This window comes from Paraburkholderia sp. UYCP14C (assembly GCF_004197395.1).
GTDB lineage: Bacteria > Pseudomonadota > Gammaproteobacteria > Burkholderiales > Burkholderiaceae > Paraburkholderia.
Window position 1 is genome coordinate 69,791 of sequence record NZ_SELS01000026.1, and the last position, 14,709, is coordinate 84,499.

General features: G+C 64.6%; 12 protein-coding genes and 2 pseudogenes. 7 read left to right on the forward strand and 7 right to left on the reverse strand.

Annotated features, from left to right (window positions below; all coding sequences use genetic code 11):
• Positions 1-10 precede the first annotated feature (10 nt).
• Both EVC45_RS23455 and EVC45_RS23460 read right to left on the reverse strand, forming a co-directional pair.
• Positions 11-1,834 (reverse strand): ABC transporter permease, encoded by a 1,824-nt coding sequence (locus tag EVC45_RS23455; RefSeq protein ID WP_129960612.1) that lies wholly within the window; start codon positions 1,832-1,834, stop codon positions 11-13.
• Positions 1,831-3,009 (reverse strand): ABC transporter substrate-binding protein, encoded by a 1,179-nt coding sequence (locus EVC45_RS23460; protein WP_129960613.1) that lies wholly within the window; start codon positions 3,007-3,009, stop codon positions 1,831-1,833. The genes EVC45_RS23455 and EVC45_RS23460 overlap by 4 nt, the downstream gene beginning before the upstream one ends.
• A 339-nt stretch (positions 3,010-3,348) precedes the next feature.
• Between EVC45_RS23460 and EVC45_RS23465 the strand changes: the two genes are divergently transcribed.
• The 5 genes from EVC45_RS23465 (at position 3,349) to EVC45_RS23485 (ending at position 8,318) form a co-directional block, all read left to right on the forward strand.
• Positions 3,349-4,359 (forward strand): LysR substrate-binding domain-containing protein, encoded by a 1,011-nt coding sequence (locus tag EVC45_RS23465; RefSeq protein ID WP_129960614.1) that lies wholly within the window; start codon positions 3,349-3,351, stop codon positions 4,357-4,359.
• Positions 4,356-5,861 (forward strand): NAD(P)-binding domain-containing protein, encoded by a 1,506-nt coding sequence (locus EVC45_RS23470; RefSeq protein WP_129960615.1) that lies wholly within the window; start codon positions 4,356-4,358, stop codon positions 5,859-5,861. Before EVC45_RS23465 ends, EVC45_RS23470 begins: the two co-directional genes overlap by 4 nt.
• 14 nt (positions 5,862-5,875) lie before the next feature.
• On the forward strand, positions 5,876-6,442 hold the full coding sequence (locus EVC45_RS23475) for a CMD domain protein (RefSeq protein WP_129960616.1): 567 nt from the start codon (positions 5,876-5,878) through the stop codon (positions 6,440-6,442).
• The gene (locus tag EVC45_RS23480; protein WP_129960617.1) at positions 6,439-7,014 is read left to right on the forward strand and encodes a peroxidase-related enzyme; all 576 of its coding nucleotides are present in this window, start codon (positions 6,439-6,441) and stop codon (positions 7,012-7,014) included. Before EVC45_RS23475 ends, EVC45_RS23480 begins: the two co-directional genes overlap by 4 nt.
• A gap of 128 nt (positions 7,015-7,142) precedes the next feature.
• Positions 7,143-8,318 (forward strand): ABC transporter substrate-binding protein, encoded by a 1,176-nt coding sequence (locus EVC45_RS23485; protein ID WP_129960618.1) that lies wholly within the window; start codon positions 7,143-7,145, stop codon positions 8,316-8,318.
• A 53-nt stretch (positions 8,319-8,371) separates the two neighbouring features.
• Here the strand turns inward: EVC45_RS23485 and EVC45_RS23490 are convergent, their stop codons facing one another.
• Positions 8,372-9,694 carry an LLM class flavin-dependent oxidoreductase gene (locus tag EVC45_RS23490; protein WP_129960619.1) on the reverse strand — a complete coding sequence of 441 codons (1,323 nt, stop codon included), beginning with the start codon at positions 9,692-9,694 and terminating at the stop codon, positions 8,372-8,374.
• A gap of 290 nt (positions 9,695-9,984) precedes the next feature.
• On the opposite strand from EVC45_RS23490, the gene EVC45_RS23495 reads away from it, so the two are divergent.
• Positions 9,985-10,275 (forward strand): co-chaperone GroES, encoded by a 291-nt coding sequence (locus tag EVC45_RS23495; RefSeq protein WP_129960620.1) that lies wholly within the window; start codon positions 9,985-9,987, stop codon positions 10,273-10,275.
• Positions 10,276-10,288: 13 nt separating this feature from the next.
• Positions 10,289-11,929: a chaperonin GroEL gene (gene groL / locus EVC45_RS23500; RefSeq protein WP_129960621.1), complete on the forward strand. Its 1,641-nt coding sequence runs from the start codon at positions 10,289-10,291 to the stop codon at positions 11,927-11,929.
• 132 nt (positions 11,930-12,061) lie between these two features.
• Here groL and EVC45_RS23505 read toward each other — a convergent pair whose 3' ends face one another.
• From EVC45_RS23505 to EVC45_RS23520, 4 genes and pseudogenes are all read right to left on the reverse strand, one after another.
• A complete protein-coding gene (locus tag EVC45_RS23505; RefSeq protein ID WP_129960622.1) occupies positions 12,062-13,417 on the reverse strand; it encodes an LLM class flavin-dependent oxidoreductase in 1,356 nt (451 codons plus the stop codon).
• A gap of 42 nt (positions 13,418-13,459) precedes the next feature.
• A pseudogene (locus tag EVC45_RS23510) lies at positions 13,460-13,677 on the reverse strand (LLM class flavin-dependent oxidoreductase); the annotation flags it as partial.
• A 69-nt stretch (positions 13,678-13,746) separates the two neighbouring features.
• On the reverse strand, positions 13,747-14,091 hold the full coding sequence (locus tag EVC45_RS23515) for a DUF3088 domain-containing protein (RefSeq protein ID WP_129960623.1): 345 nt from the start codon (positions 14,089-14,091) through the stop codon (positions 13,747-13,749).
• Between the two features lie 106 nt (positions 14,092-14,197).
• A pseudogene (locus tag EVC45_RS23520) lies at positions 14,198-14,455 on the reverse strand (acyl-CoA dehydrogenase); the annotation flags it as partial.
• Positions 14,456-14,709 lie beyond the last annotated feature (254 nt).

Genomic DNA, 14,709 nt, shown 5'->3' on the forward strand with positions numbered 1-14,709 from the left:
GTCGTCTCCGTCATACCGATCCGAACAGGCCTTGAGGCCTGAAACGCACCAGCAGCAGCAAAATCACGCCGTAGATCAGCATGCGGTAGTCGGCGGCAAAACGGAACAGCTCGGGCAGGCTGATCAACGCCACTGCACCGGCCACCGCGCCGATTACGCTACCGAGACCGCCAAGAATCACCATCGTCAGCGCGAGAATCGACACTTGCGAATCGAAGGTCTGATAGTTGATGTAGCTGTACAGATGCGCCGCGATGCCGCCGCCGATGCCGGCCGCGAGACCGCCGCAGGCGAACGCGATCGCCTTGTAGCGGTTGGGACGGATGCCATACGCGCGCGCCGCCACGTCGTCCTCGCGGATCGCGCGCCACGTGCGGCCCAGGTGCGAGTGCAGGAGCCGTACCTGCAGCAATGCGAGCAACACTAGCACCGCGAGCGTGAACCAGTAGACGGCACGCACGCCCGTCAGTTGCCAGCCGAACAGCGATAGCGGGGCAATCCCCGTGATGCCGACCGGCCCGCGCGTGAGGCTGTCCCAGTTCAGCACCACAAGACCGATGATTTCACCGATGCCGAGCGTCGCAATCGACACGTAGTGGCCGCGCAGTCTGAACGATGGATAAATCAGCACCGTGCCGATCGCCGCGGTAATGATCCCGGCGAGCGGAATCGTCAGCGCCGGCGACCAACCAAGGTTGATGGACAGCAGCGCCGACGCATAAGCGCCGATCAGCAGCAACGCCGCATGTCCCAGCGAAATCTGCCCAACGGTGCCCGCGACAAGCGTCAGGCTCAACGCGAGCAGCCCATAGATCCAGCCGTTGGTCAGCGTCTGTAGCACGTAAGACGACGGCACCACGAGCGGCAGCGCGAATGCGAGCGCTACCACCGCAACGATCGTGCGGCGCGGAATGCGCAGCGCGCGGCGGTTCGACAGAAACGTGCCGGTCAGCGGCTCCGGCGGCAACCGGCGGCTCGCGCTGAAGAGACCATTGGGGCGCCACACCAGAAACACCAGCAGTAGCACGAACGCGAACAGGTCGCGATAGCTGGTGCCGAATAGCGCCACCCCGTAGCTCTCGACGAGGCCGAGCAGCAGGCTGCCGGCAATCGCGCCCGGCACGTTCCCCAGGCCGCCGATCAGCAAGGCGACCACGCCTTTCAACGTCGCCTGAAAGCCCATCGCCGGATCGATGCTGTTGTAGTACATGCCGACCAGCAAGCCGCTTAAGCCCCCGAGTCCGCAGGCAATCGCGAACACAGCCTGATTCACGGCGTTCACATTGACACCCATCTGCTGCGCGGCATCGCGATCCTGCGCAGTCGCGCGCACGGCCCAGCCGAGCCGCGTGAAGCGCAGGAACACGTACAGCACGCCCGCCGCGCCGACCCCAATGGCCGCGATCAGCAGATCGAGCGAGCCGATGGTGGCCCCGCCGATCGACAGCGTCCACTCGGGCAGCGAACTCGGCACCGGCCGCGGGTCGGGTCCGAACACGATCTGCGCGAGCTGGTCGAGCACGAAACTGATACCGATGGTAGCGAGCAGCGGCGCGATACGGGCCGCGCCCTGCAATGGCCTGAGGCCGATTCGCTCGATCAGGATGCCGAGCAGCGCGCAGCCCGCGACGGTCGCGACGAGCGCCACGGGCAGCGGCAAGCCGAACCGCGTCAGACACAGCCAGCCGATGAAGCCGCCCACCATATACACGGAGCCGTGAGCGAAATTGATCAGATGCGACACGCCGAAGATCAGCGCAAGGCCGACCGCGAGCAGCGCATAGATATTGCCGACGATCAGTCCGTTGATCGTGTAGTCGAACCAGGCGCTCATGGCGTGTGCACGGCGCTCGCGCCGTCCCACAGCGCGAACTTGCCGTCCTTCACGACGAGATCGAGATTCTTCGCGCCCGCCACGCGGCGCGTCTGCGGATCGAACTTGAACTTGCCGAAGATCACGCTCGGCACGTCGTCGATCTTCGCAAAGCCGTCATGTACGGCCGCGCGATCGGCACCGTAGCGACGAATCACTTCGCCCGCCAGAATCATCGCGTCGTACGCGCGCGCGGCGAAGGTGTCCGGATCGCTGCCGTATTTGGCTCGATAGCGCTGCACGAAGCTTTGCACTTCCGGGCGCGGATCGCCGGGGAAGAAGTTCGATTCGGTGTAGACGCCATTCACCGCCGGGCCGCCGAGATCGAGAAACTTCGGCGAATACACCGAGCCGACCGCCGCGATCGGCGTGCGCACGCCGGCGGCTCGCGCCTGGCGAACGATCTGGGCACCGTCGGAATAGTAGGAGATCAGCACGATCGAATCGGGCTCCTCGCTGCGCACGCGTGTGAGCGTCGCGCGAAAGTCCTTCTCGCTCGGTTGATACGCTTCGGCCGCGACGACCTGAGCACCGTCCGCCGTCGCGGCCTTCGCGAAGATGTCCTTGCTGGTGCGGCCCCAGTCCGTGTTCAGATAAAGCACGGCGATCTTCTTGAAGCCGAGTCCTTTCGTCACGTAGTGCGCAAGCAGCGGCTGTTCTTCGGCCTGGCTGATCGCCGTGCTCCACATATAGTCGCCGCCCTTCGTGAAGTCAGGATGCGAATTGGTGAAACCGAACTGCACGAGACCTGCGCGCTGGTACACCGGCGACGCGGCCATCGATGCACCGCTCGACAGGTCCCCCAGTTCCAGCAGGATGCGTTTGTCGTCGACGAACTTCTGTGCGATGGCGACGGCCTGACGCGGATCGCTGCGACTGTCCTCGAAGTCATAGCTAAGCGGATGGCCGTTGATCCCGCCATTGCCGTTGATCTGTTCGAGCGCGAGATCGAAGCCGCGCTTCCATTGCTCGCCGTATTGCGCATCCTGGCCGCTGAGTGGTCCGGTCACGCCGACCCAGTAGGGATCGGCCGCGTGCGCCACGGGCATCACGCCGCAGGATGCGAGCGCCAGCGCGCCGGCCAGGTGACGCAAAGTGCTGGCCGCACCGCGCTTGTTGTTCCGCAGAATCGACATACAGATCTCACGCCTTGGAATTGAGTGAGGCCATGTAACCATGTCGCTCGGACGCGGGCCAACGAAGATGCGCGACGAAGCTTATTCCATTGGATTTGCAAAGCTTGTGAAGGCGAATGCTGATGCTCTTTACGAGAGCGTGTTCGAGATGGCCGCCTGCTGCGAAAACCCCTCATTTCAAGCACTTTTTTGCGATTCACGTTCGTAGCGAGGCGGTCGCCGCGAAGCGCGCAAGCAGCCGCTCACGGTAACTTTCGTCAATTGCATAGCGGAATTTATTATAAGAATCGCGCATTCAAGCGCTCCTAAAATGCACCCATCACATGGATGAGGCATCGCATGGAGCTGCATCAACTCGAAGCGTTCTCGGCGGTCATGTCGACGGGCAGCATGACCGGCGCCGCGCGCCTGCTCGGCCGCTCGCAACCTGGCGTCACGAGAACGATCCAGGATCTCGAACAGGAGATCGGCTACGCGCTATTCGACCGCAAAGGACCTCGTGTCACACCGACGAGCCGCGCGTTCCGGCTGTACGGCGAAGTCGAGCGCTCGTTGATCGGCCTCGCTGCTATCGAGGCCAGCGCGCGCGCAATCGGCCGCGACGAGGTCATGCCATTGCGCGTCGTCGCGACGCCCGCACTCGCTGCGGCACTGGCGCCACGCGCAATGGCGAAGCTCGCGCAAGCAAGCGCGCGCGTCGACACGCAGCTGCGCAGCGCGTCCGCCGAGCAGGTCGTGGAGGCGTTGCTGTCACGTTCGGCCGACATCGGCATCGCGACTTTGCCGCTCGACCATGCTGCGCTCGACGTGCACTACATCATCGAGGCGCCATGTGTCGCGGTGCTGCATCCGAGCGACCCGCTCGCGCAAGATGCCGTGCTACGGCTCGCGCACCTCGCCGGCCAGCCCGTCGCCACGCTGGCAAACCGCTATCGTCTGCGCAGCCGTATCGATCGCGCATTCGACGAGGCTGGCGTCGCGCCTAACATCGCGCTCGAAACGAATGCATCGCTGAACGCGATGATGGCCGCGCAACAACAACTGGGAGTCGCAATCGTCGATCCGGTGACTGCCTTCGGCATGCGCCTCCCGGACGTCGAAGTCCGACCGCTCGATGTGGCGATTCCGTTCCTCTATGGCGTCGTCACACTGTCGGGCCTGCCTCGCAGCGTTGAAGTGAACGCGATGATCGAATCGCTCGCGGAGGTCTCGCGGATGCTTCTGCCTGGGTCCGTGCGTCACGCGGCGTCACGGCATGGCGCACTGGTCGCTCACGATCGCACGGATAGCGCGGACCCTACCCTGCGTTCCAGTTCCTTCACTTACCGCGACATCGGAGCCCCGGCATGAGCGCAACGACTCCTCCCCACGCGGCTGCGGGACTGGCCGCGCTCGAAGCGCGGCTTCGCGAGGACCTCGGCTGGCTCGAGTTGCCCGCGCCTTCCTGGGTTCCCGCACGGACTTCCGACGGGCAGCGCGTGCTCGATGTCGCCATCATCGGCGCGGGCATGGCCGGGCTCACGGCGAGCGCCGAACTGCGGCTGCTCGGCATCGACAATCAGCGCCTCTTCGATCAGGCGCCGGCCGGTCAGGAAGGTCCCTGGATCACCTATGCGCGGATGCAGACGCTTCGCTCTCCCAAACAGTTGACGGGACCCGCACTGCGCTTGCCCGCGCTCACGTTCCGCGCCTGGTACGAAGCCCAGTTCGGCCGCGACCAATGGGGCGCGCTCTACAAGATTCCACGCGCGCAATGGATGGACTATCTGCGCTGGTATCGGCGCGTGCTCGATCTGCCGGTATCCAATGACACGCGTGTCGAGAAACTGCAGACGCGCAGCGATGGTCTGATCGAGCTCGCGCTGTTGCACGGAGCGGCCAACAACGCCCGGGAAGCGCGGCGCGAAACCGTGCTCGCCCGCCATGTCGTGCTCGCAACCGGCCGGGAAGGACTGGGCGGCCCGTACATCCCCGACGTTGCCCGGGACGTTCCCGCACATCTGCGCGCGCACTCGTCGGACCCGATCGACTTTGCCGCGTTGCGCGGCAAACGTGTCGGCGTGGTCGGCGCAAGCGCATCCGCGTTCGATAACGCCGCGAGCGCTCTCGAGGCTGGCGCGGGACGAGTCGATCTTTTCGTGCGCCGCGCGGCGCTGCCCCGTATCAACAAGCTGACCGGCATCGGTAGTCCCGGCCTCGTTCATGGGTTCGCGAGTCTTCCTGACACCTGGAAGTGGCGCTTCCTGCACTATTCCGCGCAAACGCAGACACCACCGCCGCGCGACAGCGTGCTGCGGGTCGCTGCCCACGCGCAGGCTCACCTGCACCTATCGAGTCCGCTGACATGCCTGCGCTACGAAGGCGACTCGATCGTCGTCGACACGCCCAGAGGGCGATACACGGTCGACTACCTGATTTTCGCGACCGGCTTTCACTCGGAAATCGATACACGCGACGAGTTCGCGTCGATTGCGCCGCACGTGCGCCGCTGGCGCGAGCGCTTTACAGCGGCGCCCGGATTATCCAACGAAGAACTCGCCAGCTCTCCGGACCTCGACCGTAACTTCGCGTTCCAGGAGCGCGTTCCCGGAAGCTGTCCCGCGCTCGCGCGCATCCACTGCTTCAATCACGCGGCCAGTCTGACGCACGGCAAGGTAGCCGGCGATATCCCCGCGATCAGCGACGGCGCGCAGCGGCTCGCGCGCGCGATCGCCGCGATGCTGTTCGACGCCGACCGCGATACGCACTACGCGGCGCTGCAAGCTTTCGACACCGCGGAACTCGCGGGAGACGAATGGGACGACGCGGATGCCGCTGCCGGCACCGTGCCCGCCGACACCCCTGCCCTTTAATGGACCCACACCTGATGTCTTCATCCGCTGATTCCCTATCGGCCACCGCGACCGACGACTTCGTCGCACAACTCGCGGGACTGGCGCCCGACGGCGCGACTGCGGCGCTGCGCGCATTCCGCGGCGACGCGACGCGTTATACGCAAGGCAGTCACGATGCGCTGTTCTCGACCGAGGTCGCCGATCTGACGCTTCGCGAGCGGCTCTACGCGGCCTGGTATGCCGCGTTGCTATCGAACGCTGAGCAGACGGCGCTCGCGTATCGCGAGCGGCTGCTGGCACCGGCGAGCGCTGCCGACGCACAGACCGAAACGACGAACTCGCGGCTCGATGCGATCGCCGGGCAACGCGCCGTTGCGCTCGCGTCGATCGCGAAGACCGAGCCGCGGCTCGCCGCGATCCTGCTTCACACGGAAGCCCTGACGCTGCGCCCTGCCGCGACCGGCAAGCCGGCGCTCTCGACGTTACAAGCGGCTGGCCTCACGACACGCGCCATCGTCGCGCTCTCGCAACTCGTCGCGTTCGTGACATACCAGGTGCGTGTCGTCGCCGCATTGCGCGCATTGGAGGCAAAGGCATGAGTTCGAATCAAGCCTTTACGACACAGACACTCGGCTGGTCCGCCTGGCTGGACACGGTCCCGCTTGCGCAGGCATCGCCCGAGCAGAGCGCGGTCCTCGAAGCAAGCCACCCTCAAGCGAAGACCTCCGACTACTACCTGTTGCTGGTGCACGAGGCGGAAATCCTGCGGCAACGATCGGGCGCCTTCAATAGCATCATGTACGCGCCGGGCGGCTTGTCACGTGCGGAGCGTGAGCTCGCGAGCACGGTCGTCTCGCGTGTCAACGGATGCGTTTACTGCGCGTCGGTGCACGCGCAGCGCTTCCAGCAACTCGCGAAGCGCGACGACGTGATCCAGCAGATCTTCGCCGCTCCTGAAACCGCGGGAACGACCGAACGCGAGCGCGCCATCGTGCGATACGCGATCGATCTTACGCTGCATCCGCAGGCGGTCACAGCCGAATCGCTCGATGCGCTGCGCCGCGCGGGACTCGACGATGCGCAGATTCTCGATCTCAGCCACGCGATTGCGATCTTCGCCTGGGCCAACCGTTTGATGCTGACGTTGGGCGAACCAGTGTTTCCGGCCTGAGCGAGGCCGCCGCCGCATCGACTTCGCAACAGTGCGGTGCCCAGCGAATGGATATGACAATCGCTTCGTTGCCGCACGATGTGATGCGTTAGAGACTTGCAGTCCCACTCACTCCGAGAAAATCCGTCATGTCTGCCACGTGTTCTTCCGCGCTGCACCGGCGACTTTTCGCGCTCGCCGGCGCCGTCATTGCTTTCTCTTTCTCCGCCGTTTCGTCGGCGGCACCTGCCAGCGGCGAGCCGGTTTTCTTCGGCGTCAGCGGACCGTTGACCGGTCCTAACGCGCAATACGGCGCGCAATGGAAAGCCGGCTTCGACCTCGCGCTCGACGAAATCAACCGCGACGGCGGCATCGACGGCCATCCGCTGCAGTACGTGTTCGAAGACAGTCAGAGCGATCCGCGCCAGGCGGTCGCGATCGCGCAGAAGTTCGTCGACGACAAGCGCATCCTGATCGAACTCGGTGATTTTTCGAGCCCCGCTTCGATGGCGGCCTCGCCGATCTATCAGCGCGCGGGCCTGGTTCAGCTGGGCTTCACCAACTCGCATCCGGACTTCACGAAGGGCGGCGACTTCATCTGGAGCCCGTCGGTCAGCCAGGCCGACGCGCAGCCGCTGCTCGCGGATCTGACCGTCAAACAGGGCTTCAGGCGCGTCGCCGTGCTGTTCCAGAACACTGACTGGGGTCGCGCCAGCAAGGACGTCTTCGTGAAGGCGGCAGCCGCGCGCGGCGCGCAGGTCATCGCGGCCGAAGGCTACCAGCCCACCGACAAGGATTTCCGCGCGACGCTGCTGCGTGTGCGCGATACGAAGCCCGACTCGCTCGTGCTGATTTCGTACTACTCGGACGGTGCGCAGATCGTGCGTCAGGCGCGCACGAGCGGCATCACGCTGCCGATCGTGGCGGCGAGTTCGGTGTACTCGCCGAAATTCATGGAACTCGGCGGTGACGCCGTAAACGGGGTGACCACCAACACGAGCTTTTTCCCCGGAGACCGCAGCCCTGAAGTCCAGCGCTTCGTTCGCGACTTCGAGGCGAAGTACCATCACGAGCCCGACGCCTTCAATGCATTCGCCTACGACGCCACGATCATTGCCGCTTATGCGTTGCGCACGGGCGGACTAGATCGACGCGGCGTGCGCGATGCGCTGCCGAAGCTGCATGACGTGCCGAGCGTCGTGTTCGGCAAGGCGACCTTCGACCCGGCGACGCGACGTGTGATCGGCGTGAAGAGCGTCAACCTCGTCGTCGAGAATGGGCAGTGGGCGCTGCTTGGCAGCAAGCCCGCGCTGGCGGCCAGGTAGCGGCCGACAGATTCGCGCGGGCCGCTTGCCGATGCGGCTGCGCGCGATCCGCCTCACGCGGAAAAGAACCGGTTTTCAGGCCTTGGCAGCCCAAGATTCTCGCGCAGCGTCTTGCCTTCGTACTCGCGCCGGAACAGCCCCCGTCTCTGCAGTTCGGGAATGACTTTGTCGACGAAATCGTCGAGACCCGCTGGAAGATGCGAGAACATCACATTGAATCCGTCTGAGCCCTCTTCCAGCAGCCACTGCTCCATCTGATCAGCAATCATCCCGGCAGTGCCGACCATCTCCAGCCCGGAGTATCCGCCGATGCGCTGCGCGAGCTGGCGGATCGTCAAGCCATCGCGCTGAGCCCATTCCACCACGCGTTGCCGCGCGGTGCGGCTTGCGTTGGTCTCGGGAATTTCCGGGAGTGGGCCGTCCGGATCGAGACCGGACACATCGTGTCCCAACGCGATCGACAATGAAGCGATGCCGCTCTCGTAGTGCACGAACGTATCGAGCCGCTCGCGCGTTTCGCGCGCCTCGTCGAGCGTATCGCCCACCACGACGAAAGCCGCCGGCAGAATCTTCATGTGATCGCGCGAGCGGCCGAGTTTCTCCATGCGGCTTTTTACGTCGGCGTAGAAACGCTTTCCATCGGCCAGTGTGGTTTGCGCGGTGAACACGACTTCGGCCGTTTCCGCGGCGATCTGCCGTCCCGCTTCAGATGAACCGGCCTGCACGATCACGGGCCAGCCCTGAATCGGCCGGGCGATATTCAACGGGCCTCGCACCGAGAAGTTCGTGCTTTTGTAGTTCAGCACATGCAGCTTTTGCGGGTCGAAGAATGTTCCGCTCGCCGTGTCGCGGATAAACGCGTCATCGGCCCAGCTATCCCACAGCCCCGTGACCACATCGAAGAATTCGCGGGCGCGCCGGTAGCGCTCGTCGTGTTCGACGTGCTCGTCGAGGCCGAAATTGAGCGCCGCGTCCGGATTCGATGTCGTCACGAGATTCCACCCGGCGCGGCCACCGCTGATATGGTCGAGCGACGCGAACCGCCTCGCCACGTGATACGGCGCGTCGAAGGTCGTGGACGCGGTCGCGACGAGACCTAGCCGCTCGGTGACCGCCGCTAGCGCGGGCAGCAACGTGAGCGGCTCGAACGAGGTCACTGTGTGGCTGTGCCTGAGGGCGTCTAGCGGCATGTTGAGCACCGCGAGGTGGTCGGCCATGAAGAACGCGTCGAAGCGGCCGCGCTCGAGCGTCTGTGCAAAACGTTTGAGATGCTCGAAATTGAAGTTGGCATCGGGATAGGCGCCAGGGTAGCGCCATGCGCCGGTGTGGATCGTCGTGGGGCGCATGAAGGCGCCGAGGCGAAGCTGACGTGACATGAGCCGGTATCCATCGAGAACAGGGTCGGGCCAGTGTAATGCCGTTGCGCTGAGGCTGCCTGGCGACAGCTCGATTTCAAATTGAAGCCCGACAGCAGCGACGTTCGAAGCCCGCCGTATGCAGGCGCTTTATGCCTGATGCGCTGCGTACGGACGAATCGATTTCCTTCCTCGCGTGCTTTTCATATGCGCAAACATTGGTTGGATTTGCACGGGCGCCGACTTACCGTCCTGAGTCTGGCGCCGTGGAGCGCAATGCCAATAGCAACCCGTGAGGAAGGAAACAACAGATGAGCCTACGCCCTTTACATGATCGCGTGATCGTCAAGCGCCTCGACCAGGAGACCTGCACCGCGTCGGGCATCGTGATCCCCGACAGCGCCGCGGAAAAGCCCGACCAGGGCGAGATCCTCGCCGTCGGGCCCGGCCGCCGCGGTAACGACGGCAAGCGCGTCGAACCGGACCTGGAAGTTGGCGATCGCGTGCTGTTCGGCAAGTACGCGGGTCAGGCGGTGAAGGTCGACGGCAACGAACTGCTGGTACTGCGCGAGGAAGATATCGTCGCGGTCGTTCAAATCTGAGGAGAAAGCAAACATGGCAGCCAAAGAAGTCGCTTTCAGCGACATCGCCCGTACCAGACTGGTTGAAGGCGTCAACCTGCTCGCCAATGCGGTGAAAGTGACGCTTGGGCCGAAGGGCCGCAACGTCGTGCTCGAACGCAGTTTCGGCAGCCCTGTCGTGACGAAGGACGGTGTGTCCGTCGCGAAGGAGATCGAACTGGCCGACAAGCTGCAGAACATCGGCGCGCAGCTCGTCAAGGAAGTGGCGTCGAAGACCAGCGACGCGGCGGGGGACGGCACGACAACCGCGACCGTGCTCGCGCAGGCGATCGTCCGTGAGGGCCAGAAATACGTCGCGGCGGGCCTCAATCCGCTCGATCTGAAGCGCGGCATCGACAAGGCCGTCATCGCGGCCGTCGAGGAGCTCAGGAAGATCAGCAAGCCCACGACCACCAGCAAGGAAATCGCTCAGGTCGCGACGATCTCCGCGAACGGCGAAGAATCGATCGGCCAGCGCATCGCCGAAGCGATCGACCGGGTCGGCAAGGAAGGCGTGATCACCGTCGAAGACGGCAAGTCGCTCGCAGACGAGCTCGACGTCGTGGAAGGTCTGCAGTTCGACCGTGGGTACCTGTCGCCCTATTTCATCAACGACCAGGACCGGCAGCTCGCCGCACTCGAACAGCCATTCGTGCTGTTGCACGACAAGAAGATCTCGAACATCCGCGATCTGCTGCCGATCCTCGAACAGGTCGCAAAGTCCGGCCGGCCGCTGCTGATCATCGCCGAAGACGTCGAAGGCGAAGCGCTCGCGACGCTCGTCGTGAACAATATTCGCGGCATTCTGAAGACGGTCGCGGTCAAGGCGCCCGGCTTCGGCGACCGCCGCAAGGCGCTGCTCGAAGACATCGCGATCCTCACCGGCGGCCAGGTGATCGCAGAGGAAACCGGCTTGACGCTCGAAAAAGCGACGCTCGCCGAACTCGGTCAGGCCAAGCGCATCGAGGTGGGCAAAGAAAACACCATCGTTATCGACGGCGCCGGAGAGAAGGTCAGCATCGAGGCTCGCGTGAAGCAGATTCGCGCGCAGATCGCGGAAGCCACCTCGGACTACGACCGTGAAAAGCTGCAGGAACGTGTCGCGAAGCTCGCGGGCGGTGTCGCCGTGATCAAGGTGGGCGGCGCGACCGAGATCGAGGTGAAGGAGAAGAAAGACCGCGTCGACGATGCGCTGCACGCGACGCGCGCCGCGGTCGAAGAAGGTATCGTGCCGGGCGGCGGTGTCGCGCTGATTCGCGTGAAACAGGCGATCGCCGCGCTGCAAGGCGCGAATGCGGATCAGAACGCCGGTATCAACATCGTGCGTCGCGCGCTCGAAGAACCGTTACGCCAGATCGTCGCCAATGCGGGCGAGGAAGCGAGCGTGATCGTCGCCAGGGTGGCCGAAGGCAGCGGCAACTATGGCTACAACGCGGCCACGGGCGAATACGGCGACCTCGTCGAAACCGGGGTGGTCGATCCGACCAAAGTCACGCGCACGGCCCTACAGAATGCCGCCTCCGTGGCGAGCCTGCTGTTGACGACCGACGCCACCGTGCACGAAGCGCCGAAAGATGCGGCATCGGCTGCGTCGCCGGCGGGACCCGGAGCCGGTGGTCCCGGCTTCGACTACTAGTCGAACTGCTCTAGCCTGCTGACGCCGCGAGGCGTCGGCGCAACGCGCCGCGCATCGCGACCGTCGATGCGCGGCGCGTTGTTTTGAGGGGCCAAGCCGCAACCGCTTCGTGCGCCCTGCCCCGATCCTGATTCAATCCGTCACGGCTTCATGCTGGTAGCGCGACACCGGCCGGCGCAAGCCGAGATGCTCGCGCAGCGTGCGGCCTTCGTATTCGTGGCGAAACAGGCCTCTGCGCCGCAATTCCGGCAACACGAGCCGGATGAAGTCGTCGAGACTGTTGGGAAGCAACGCCGGCATTACGTTGTAGCCGTCGGCGCCGTAGTTGACGAAACGCTCCTCGAGCGCATCGGCGATCTGCTGCGGCGTACCGACCAGTTGCCAGTGCCCGCGTGCGCCAGCCACGCGCAGATAAAGCTCGCGGATCGTCAGGTTCTCGCGCCGCGCCAGTTCGAGGGTCAGCGACTGGCGGCTCTTGCTCGCGTTCGTTTCGGGTAGTTCGGGAATCGGCCCGTCGAGCGGATAGCCCGACAGATCGAAACCGCCGGTCAGCGCCGATACCAGCGAGAGACCAACCGCAGGGTCGATCAGTGCCTGCAGCGCATCGAACTTTTCGCGCGCCTCGCGCTCGGTCTCGCCGACGATCGGCATCACGCCCGGCATGATCTTCAGGTCGTCCGGCTCGCGGCCATACTGCGCGAGACGGCCTTTCACGTCCGCGTAGAACGCGAGCGCATCGTCGAGCGTCTGCTGCGCGGTAAAGATGACTTCCGCGGTGCGCGCCGCGAGCGCCTTGCCCGCTTCCGACGACCCGGCCTGCACGACGACCGGCCGGCCCTGCGGCGAGCGTTCGACGTTCAGCGGTCCTCGCACGTTGAAGAACTCCCCGCGATGCTCGAGCACATGGCGTTTCGCCGGTTCGAAGTAGCGGCCCGCGGCCTTGTCGCGCACGAACGCATCTTCGTCCCAGCTGTCCCACAGGCCGTCGACCACCTCCGCGAATTCGACCGCGCGCTCGTAGCGCCGCGCGTGGGCGAGATGTTCGTCGAAGCCGAAGTTCTTCGCCTCGTGCGCGCTCGACGACGTGACGAGATTCCATCCCGCTCGCCCTGCGCTGATGTGATCGAGTGACGCAAACTTGCGCGCGATGTGATACGGCTCGTTGAAGGTCGTCGAAGCGGTGCCGACGAGGCCGATACGTTCGGTCAACGCGGCCAGTGCCGAGAGCAACGTGATCGGCTCGAACTGAGCCACATAGCTGTGCGCGGTTCGGCTCAGAAAGTCGACATTGTCGCCACGCGTGCCCGAGCCGTCGGCAAGAAAGACCAGATCGAACTTCGCGGCTTCCGCCGCCTGGGCGAGTTGCACGTAGTGGCGGAAGTCGCGGCCGGCATCCGCATGCGCGTCCGCATGACGCCACGCGGCGATGTGATGTCCGGTCGGATAGAGAAACGCGCCGAGGCGCAGATGTCCTTTGCGTTGGCTCATGGTCTGTACAAGTCGTTGTCAGGCGGTAAGGCGGCCGCAACCCTATGCGCTGGCGCGCCAGCGTTGCGGATTGGGTGCACGGGTCAGTCCGACATGCTCGCGCAGCGTTGTGCCTTCGTATTCGCTGCGGAAAATGCCGCGCTGCTGCAAGATCCACACGACGCCATCGACGAAATCGCACAATCCCCTGGCAGCGCGTCGGGCATCAGGTTGAAACCATCGGCGGCAGCGCCCTCGAACCAGCGCTGGATATCGTCGGCGTTCAGATGCAGACGGCGCGATGCAGCGAGTGCCGGAAGCTGACTCATCGGCGATGTCCTCGCATCGGATCAATGAACTTTCGGAAAGCCGTGCCGCTCGGCGAGCAGATCGAGGATGCGGCGCGGGTCGGTGACGAAGCGCCGCTCCCCGAGCGACTCGGCATCGGCGGGCGCTGGCTGCTCGTCACCTAACACGAGAGCGGGCAGCCCCTGATGCGCTTCATCGAGCGCTTCGATCACGGCCTTGCGCGGCCGCTCGAACGGCACGCGCAGCACGTCGAGCCGCGCGACGCGCGCGGGGTCGCTCGCGAGCAGCCCCTCGATCGGCGCGCCATGCGGACATATGAAGCGCTCACCCGGATGGCGTGGATCGGTGAAGCCCGGTTCCAGCAGGATCAGAAGGTCTCGGCTCATTTTGTGGGTTTCCTTGCGAATTCGATCGCGCGCTTGTTGGAAGACTGGCGGCGCTATCTCGTCGCCGCGAAGATTGCGGATGGATCTGCCTGCCTCACGGCTAGTGCTAGAAAACACGCCCTTCCGTCAGGTGGGTCGTCACGCCGTTCAGTTCATAGTCGCCGATCACGCGCGCTTTGTGCTGCAGCGGGTTGCGATTGAAGATCGTGCGCAGATTGCGCCAGTGCCGGTCGAAGTTGTGCACGCGCGACGTGGCCGACGCGCCGCCCGCCTCGAACATCCGTTCGGCCGAGTAGAGCGCGAGCTTGCTGACGACGAGCTGCGTGCGGGCGGTCGCCAGCGAGCCTCCAGCACGAGCGTCAGCAGCGGTGTTCCGTTGATCGGGTGCAGGCATTCGTCGTTCCTCATGCTGGACAGGCAGACCGGCAAACGTGTCCCAGACGTCGACGTTCATCGACAGGGCAGCGTGCCAGTATAGGGACGTGGGTTGCCGCAGATAACAACCGATTTGCGCTTACGTTATTCGCGTGTCTGCAATGAAAACGCACTGTGCCTTCGCTGTGCGACGGGCACCACGCGAATCTGCACAAGCCCCGTGCGCAACTGAGGATACAGCGA

What these genes read in the sequence shown, in the direction of transcription:
- EVC45_RS23455 (WP_129960612.1), bottom strand. Translation starts at nt 1,834, where the DNA reads ATGAGCGCCTGGTTCGACTACACGATCAACGGACTGATCGTCGGCAAT.
- EVC45_RS23465 (WP_129960614.1), top strand. Translation starts at nt 3,349, where the DNA reads ATGGAGCTGCATCAACTCGAAGCGTTCTCGGCGGTCATGTCGACGGGC.
- EVC45_RS23485 (WP_129960618.1), top strand. Translation starts at nt 7,143, where the DNA reads ATGTCTGCCACGTGTTCTTCCGCGCTGCACCGGCGACTTTTCGCGCTC.
- EVC45_RS23480 (WP_129960617.1), top strand. Translation starts at nt 6,439, where the DNA reads ATGAGTTCGAATCAAGCCTTTACGACACAGACACTCGGCTGGTCCGCC.
- EVC45_RS23490 (WP_129960619.1), bottom strand. Translation starts at nt 9,694, where the DNA reads ATGTCACGTCAGCTTCGCCTCGGCGCCTTCATGCGCCCCACGACGATC.
- EVC45_RS23470 (WP_129960615.1), top strand. Translation starts at nt 4,356, where the DNA reads ATGAGCGCAACGACTCCTCCCCACGCGGCTGCGGGACTGGCCGCGCTC.
- EVC45_RS23505 (WP_129960622.1), bottom strand. Translation starts at nt 13,417, where the DNA reads ATGAGCCAACGCAAAGGACATCTGCGCCTCGGCGCGTTTCTCTATCCG.
- EVC45_RS23460 (WP_129960613.1), bottom strand. Translation starts at nt 3,009, where the DNA reads ATGTCGATTCTGCGGAACAACAAGCGCGGTGCGGCCAGCACTTTGCGT.
- EVC45_RS23515 (WP_129960623.1), bottom strand. Translation starts at nt 14,091, where the DNA reads ATGAGCCGAGACCTTCTGATCCTGCTGGAACCGGGCTTCACCGATCCA.
- groL (WP_129960621.1), top strand. Translation starts at nt 10,289, where the DNA reads ATGGCAGCCAAAGAAGTCGCTTTCAGCGACATCGCCCGTACCAGACTG.
- EVC45_RS23475 (WP_129960616.1), top strand. Translation starts at nt 5,876, where the DNA reads ATGTCTTCATCCGCTGATTCCCTATCGGCCACCGCGACCGACGACTTC.
- EVC45_RS23495 (WP_129960620.1), top strand. Translation starts at nt 9,985, where the DNA reads ATGAGCCTACGCCCTTTACATGATCGCGTGATCGTCAAGCGCCTCGAC.